Here is a 5532-nt window from a genome sequence, read left to right as displayed (position 1 = left end):
CCCGCCTTCGAGGGTGTCGCAAAAGGGCAAAACACCCCCCCGACTGTCACCCTCGCGAAGGCGATTGTCGCAAAACCCTCCTCGCTCCCACGCTCTGCGTGGTAGCGCCAGAACCCAACCACAGACACGATTCCTGTGGTTGGCTATGCATTCCCACGCAGAGCGTGGGAACGAGGTTCCTGGTGGGTTTTGCGACAGCCTCCTTCGCGGGGATGACAGTCGCCTTCGCGAGAATGACGGAGGGCTGGTACTTTCTACAATGCCACTTCCTTACAAGAAAGAATCACATAGCCAACAGTTGCTGCTGAATTTCACGATCCAGAAGTACGACCCACTTATTGTAGTTTCGGTGTATATTATTTCCTTTGTGGTTGAGATTAGTACTATCCCTGTATTCGATACCATAGCCGGTCGCCGAGTAGGCAATATCAACCACCGCTTTATGGTCACGAACATCAACGGAAGCTGCAATCAGGCCAGGTTTCTCACTGACAACCCGCCAGCCCCGTTTGTTAATGGCCATCGTAATCGCTTTGCGGACATCCTGTTTGGAGGCGGCTACAACGCCTGGCAATGAGTCCACCGAAACATTGCGAATCGGTTGCGTAGCGTTACAGCCGGCCAACAACAATGAGAAAAAGACCATAGCCAATAAACGACGAAACATAGTTATACTTCCCATAATAGATATTGAAATTCAGCACCGAAACCATACCACTGACAATGAGCATTTCTCTACCCATAACCATTCTGAAACCGGGCGAACCACCTCAGGCAGCGGACACTTTGAATTCAGTACCGTGCTACCTGACCAGCCTTCTGGACATTCAGCAACACTACCGGCCTGATGAAAGTATTAAGCTGCTGTCACCGGAAGAGCTGACACAACTGGCGAAAATCACCCTCCCAAAGTCGAAAGCACGTTTTCTGGCAGGAAGATCATTCATCAAACACACCCTGGCACAATACCTGGAAATTCCTGCCGGGGACGTTCGCATTGAGACGGCTACCTACGGCAAACCGTATCAGCAACACCAGCCCAATCTCTTCTTTAATCTCTCACATACAGGAAATTGGTTTGCTCTTGCTATCAGTCGACATGGCGAAATCGGGATCGATATTGAGACACACAAGCCAAGAAAGAATCTTTCCAGCATGGCGCAACAAGTCTTCACAAAGGCTGAACAGCGATGGTTTAAAGCGCTTACAGGAAAGGAACAGGAAGCCATGTTCTATTCCCTCTGGTCACTGAAAGAAGCCATCCTGAAAGCGGAAGGGATTGGACTTAACCTGGCAATGAATCAGCTTGGTTTTTCCAGAGAATTTTCTGCATCCATATGGCCTGAAATGCTGGGCTCAGTGAAAAGCTGGCAGTGGCAGTGCGTTTCGGAGAAAAATCTGAGTCTATCTGTAGCAATAAAGCGTCACGCCCGGGTGAAAGTATAAATACGTGGCGTTAATAGTGCTCCCAGGCAATGAATTCACCGATCGCTCTATCGTGAATTGCCTCTGATCGGGAAATGATTAAAGGGCTGACCCCAAGGGGCAATATAGGAATTGTCCCGAAATAATTTCCGCATTTGACTGAGCCTTGTTAAGACCGTTGCCTACTACCCGCTGTCCGCAAAAGCAAAAGCGGCCCCGGCTTTTTCGGGCAACGGGCAGCGTTCGTTGAAATGGGGAAGTTATTAAAGGACAGTTCCATAGCCCTTTAATCCAGTAACGTTCCCGACAAATCTGCCCCGAAATCATACTGCCCCTCAATCAACAACTCACCCTCCTGATCGCCTTGCCCTTCCAGCACCCGATACAGTAAAGAATACGCGACACGCCACTGCCCAGAATCTCCCACCCGGAGAGTGACCGACTTGCTATTGAGCCGAATCACATTGCCAGAGTGCTCAATGCCATGTTTATCTTTAAAACCGAGCAGATCCCCCACAGAGATAGCATGTTGGCTCAACCCTTTTTGAGCCTCATGATTTACGCGAATATCCGCACCTTCAATATTGAGCATGTAATAGGGCACATTCCAGCGCTTGCCATCGGTAAAATCCTGAACCAGCGCCCGCTTCTGATTCAGCCGTAATAGTTCACAGTCGCGAAGCAAGTTACTGCTGCTGTCAAAATAACTGAGCTTCTGACCTACCGTCAGCGCGGCCTTGATCCTGCGGATACGCTCCGGAGACTCTAGCTCGCGACTGATCATGGCATTGAGCCGGAACAGATCAAAGGTACTGGCCCGGTTCAATGCCTCCAACAGCTGGGCATAATCCATAGACGGTTTGGCAGGCGGGTTATTCTCATTCATGGGGTTACGGTTACTCTATACATTCAAAAATAATCAGTTTGGGTTTATTTTTTGTGAGGGGCTTAACCGGCTGGATACCGGCCTCACAAGCTTTCTGATAAACCGCTTATGCGTAACGCTCACGGTTATCGCAGTTATTGGCAAGCCCCTGTTCGTTCAGCCAGCGCAGCAATGGCCTGGGTTTCACAATAATCTTAACGAACGGCTGATTCCGTTTCTGACAATCGGCCTGGTAATCCCCGGCACCTTCCAGCCACTGTTCCCATGTCTTTTTGTTTGAAGGGTCTTCTTCACAGGTGCGGCCAACCTCATTAAACTCTTTTCGGCTGCGATACCAGGTATAAAGAATGGTCGCGGATTGCATTGCCAAAACATTCCCATAGAGCAATTTCAATGGGATAAAACAGGTAGAAAAAGCAACTGTAGTATGGCCCTGATCATCTATCGCGCCCCTCAACCAACAATGCCGTTCTGATCAAAAACAATACCCCTGATCGACCCAGTAATGCCAGTCTGCAATGGCTTCTGCAGTATCTTCATTAACTTCATTGCTGACCAGGTCAAGCTGGGATAACGGCACCGCAAAAGAGCGTCCCTCCCATTGAATCTATACCAGCATGGTTGAGTCGCAGTAATTCTGATCAGCCATTGCCGTCACTTCCACCCGCTCCTTCTCTTTCAGAAGCGAAACCGACAACACCTTAATACACTCCGCCTCAAAAGGAAAAGCCAGCCGATCACCCAGATAACAGTGCCAGCTGGTACATCGTTCATCTTCGTCGTAGCAATCCACCACGATTTCATCTTCAATCCGGTTTTCTCGTACAGGGTCTGTTTGGGTAGCCATACCAACAACTCATCAATGAAATCGGAGCCCGCTTTTAGTGAACCACTTCCCCGACAAATCGATCCCTGCCTGTCCAGTAAGGACAAACCGGGCAAGACTCACCTTCGGGATAATCAATGCCTTCTTCATGGGGACAGCCAATAATCTGCTCCACCATTAAAACCGTCTTTACCTGATGACCTTCAACAACATTCAGCACCTCTGCCAGAACAGACTCAGAATGCCGAATATCAGTGATTGAAAACCATTTCTCCAAAATGATGGGATCCGCGCCTTCATAAGTGATGACACCGCACACCAGTTTAGTGGCTAATTGATAATCCGGACCATAAAAAGAAAGAGTCTCAACAGGAAAATGTACGACAAGCGAGTGGATCAGTTGATGAGATATATGGAGGAAACCGGGGATATTGAGACATTTAGAGAGAAGATTACGAGGATGATGGCGGAGCCGCCTGCGGATGAGGCGGTGGAGAGGGTGCGGGATGCTTCGTTTTTTGGCCGGTTGATGGGGGTTTTCAGACAGTGACACCTACGCATCTCCACCACATCACCCCCTGATTTCTGACAAGAGGTCAGGATGGTTATCGAGTATTTGAAACAGTTTTATCAAAGAAAGCGGGGGTTTGGTTTTGCCCTTCTCATAGCGGGAGAAGGCATTGACTCCGCCGCCAAAAATTTCACCGGCTTCTTTTTGATCAAGTAATAACTTTCTCCGAACACCTACAATAAAATCCGGGTCAACAATCGCTGCATTCACCTGCTTGTTAAATGCCAGCATCTCTGCACTAACCCTTTCAGACTCAGATAAATCAAGTACTACCTCACCACAGACAGGACAGTAATCACCCGTCACTGCCGCGATATCGATACTTTCTCCTTTATAGGTATAAGGCAGATCACGGGTATCGTGCACCAGATCGGCCTTAGAACAGTCTGGACATTTCATTGTTATAACTCCTTAAAAGATACGACGAGTACACCATCAGTCACCGTCAGCTTTAAATAGACTTCCCCCGCAGAGGTGACCGGCTTATAGACATCTTGCCAAACCTTGTGGTCGGCATAAGTAGTCATACTTTTGTAAAAGTCTTTGTTGGTCAGCAACAGCACAGCCTTAATAATATCATTGGAATCAAAGCCCAAAGCAGCCGCTCCAGAGAGCGCACTTCCGGTAAACCGGACTTTATCCGCTTCAACCAGCGACTTGATGATTGAAAGCTTACGGTGAGGCGTTCTCTTTTCCATAACGTAAAATTAACCTATCAGGTTAATTTTGACAAGATTTTAAGGAACTTTCTAGCAAGATCTGTGCAACAAATGGCGGTAATTGCCAATATTAGGACAAACTCTCTATAAAGGAGTCAATGTATGGCCACACAATATTTCGCTGCCCGATCCGATCATGGTATGTGTTACCCGCAGGGAATAAATGGGACGAATAAATGGGACAGCCTCGAATGTACGGTCAAAGCCCTGGAGCCGGTCATTCGCCCGTTCTTCAAATGCCGGCATTGTGGTGAACCCATGAAACATATTGCCTTCCATTTTATGAAACCCACCTGAGCCATTGAAACGGAAATAAACACCGCCATTCACAATACATGGAGGAACGTTAGTTGCTCCAAAGTTAGTGCCTTTCAGTCAGTAACATCGATATTTTTAATTGCTCTGGTTGTAACGACATACTTCTGCCGTTTTTTTACATAAATGAACTTTTCGAGGAAATGGGCGCTTAGTATTAGTTAAATCTACACCATAAAAGCAGTTTCCCATGCAGTAGTAGGTATACAGACTGTTTTTCAATTGGTGTATACACCGAAAGCAATACCCCAAACAAAAACCACTGTGTAAGCCTTTAATACCAAGGGTTAATCAGGAAAAGATCATTAGAATTGCAGATAAATCCACCTTGTCTAGGGTACTTTTTGGTACTGGAAATAAGGGCGCATACCCCCTACTAAGTAGACAGTAAGCGCCAAAACAGGGAACAGGAAGGGAACAGGACATCCATAGGGAACCACAGGGACCACAGGGAACAGGACATCCATAAATTCCAGGGAACAGGACATCCATAAATTCCGGACAGGCAGGGAACAGGACATCCATAAATTCCGGACAGGGAACAGGACAGGGAACAGGACATCCATAAATTCCTATCCGTATAAATTGAACCAACGTTTTACTTAAGCTTTCGCCCCGGACAGGGAACAGGACATCCAAACGAGACGGACAGGAACAGGACATCCATAAATTCCTATCCGTATAAATTGAACCAAGGGACAGGAACAGGACATCCATAAATTCCTATCCGAATGACAGGAACAGGACATCCATAAATTCCTATCCGTATAAATTGAACCAACGTTTTACT

The 5532-nt window shown here is 47.3% G+C and carries 8 protein-coding genes and 1 pseudogene; 2 read left to right on the top strand and 7 right to left on the bottom strand.

Annotated elements, in window-relative coordinates:
- Positions 1-283: 283 nt before the first annotated feature.
- Entirely contained in the window at positions 284-667 is a 384-nt protein-coding gene (locus RM811_RS17620) for a hypothetical protein (RefSeq protein ID WP_402526943.1), read from the bottom strand.
- Between the two features lie 119 nt (positions 668-786).
- Between RM811_RS17620 and RM811_RS17615 the strand changes: the two genes are divergently transcribed.
- A complete protein-coding gene (locus RM811_RS17615; RefSeq protein ID WP_402526941.1) occupies positions 787-1446 on the top strand; it encodes a 4'-phosphopantetheinyl transferase family protein in 660 nt (219 codons plus the stop codon).
- Between the two features lie 265 nt (positions 1447-1711).
- On the opposite strand, the gene RM811_RS17610 is transcribed toward RM811_RS17615, so the two are convergent.
- The 6 genes and pseudogenes from RM811_RS17610 to RM811_RS17585 form a co-directional block, all read right to left on the bottom strand.
- Positions 1712-2311 carry a hypothetical protein gene (locus RM811_RS17610; RefSeq protein WP_402526939.1) on the bottom strand — a complete coding sequence of 200 codons (600 nt, stop codon included), beginning with the start codon at positions 2309-2311 and terminating at the stop codon, positions 1712-1714.
- 106 nt (positions 2312-2417) lie between these two features.
- Positions 2418-2675 carry a hypothetical protein gene (locus RM811_RS17605; protein WP_402526938.1) on the bottom strand — a complete coding sequence of 86 codons (258 nt, stop codon included), beginning with the start codon at positions 2673-2675 and terminating at the stop codon, positions 2418-2420.
- Between the two features lie 111 nt (positions 2676-2786).
- A pseudogene (locus tag RM811_RS17600) lies at positions 2787-3158 on the bottom strand (calcium-binding protein).
- Between the two features lie 34 nt (positions 3159-3192).
- Positions 3193-3690, bottom strand: coding sequence for a hypothetical protein (locus RM811_RS17595; protein WP_402526936.1), 498 nt, complete (start codon positions 3688-3690; stop codon positions 3193-3195).
- A gap of 18 nt (positions 3691-3708) precedes the next feature.
- Positions 3709-4107, bottom strand: a complete 399-nt coding sequence (locus RM811_RS17590) for a type II toxin-antitoxin system MqsA family antitoxin (protein ID WP_402526934.1) — start codon at positions 4105-4107, stop codon at positions 3709-3711.
- 2 nt (positions 4108-4109) lie between these two features.
- Positions 4110-4406 (bottom strand): type II toxin-antitoxin system MqsR family toxin, encoded by a 297-nt coding sequence (locus RM811_RS17585; RefSeq protein ID WP_402526932.1) that lies wholly within the window; start codon positions 4404-4406, stop codon positions 4110-4112.
- Between the two features lie 123 nt (positions 4407-4529).
- On the opposite strand from RM811_RS17585, the gene RM811_RS17580 reads away from it, so the two are divergent.
- Positions 4530-4724, top strand: a complete 195-nt coding sequence (locus tag RM811_RS17580) for a hypothetical protein (protein ID WP_402526930.1) — start codon at positions 4530-4532, stop codon at positions 4722-4724.
- The last annotated feature ends 808 nt before the right edge of the window (positions 4725-5532 follow it).

It is taken from the genome of Endozoicomonas sp. (assembly GCF_031844845.1).
In the GTDB taxonomy this organism is placed as follows: Bacteria; Pseudomonadota; Gammaproteobacteria; order Pseudomonadales; family Endozoicomonadaceae; genus Endozoicomonas.
This window is presented reverse-complemented; position numbering and strand designations above follow the sequence as displayed.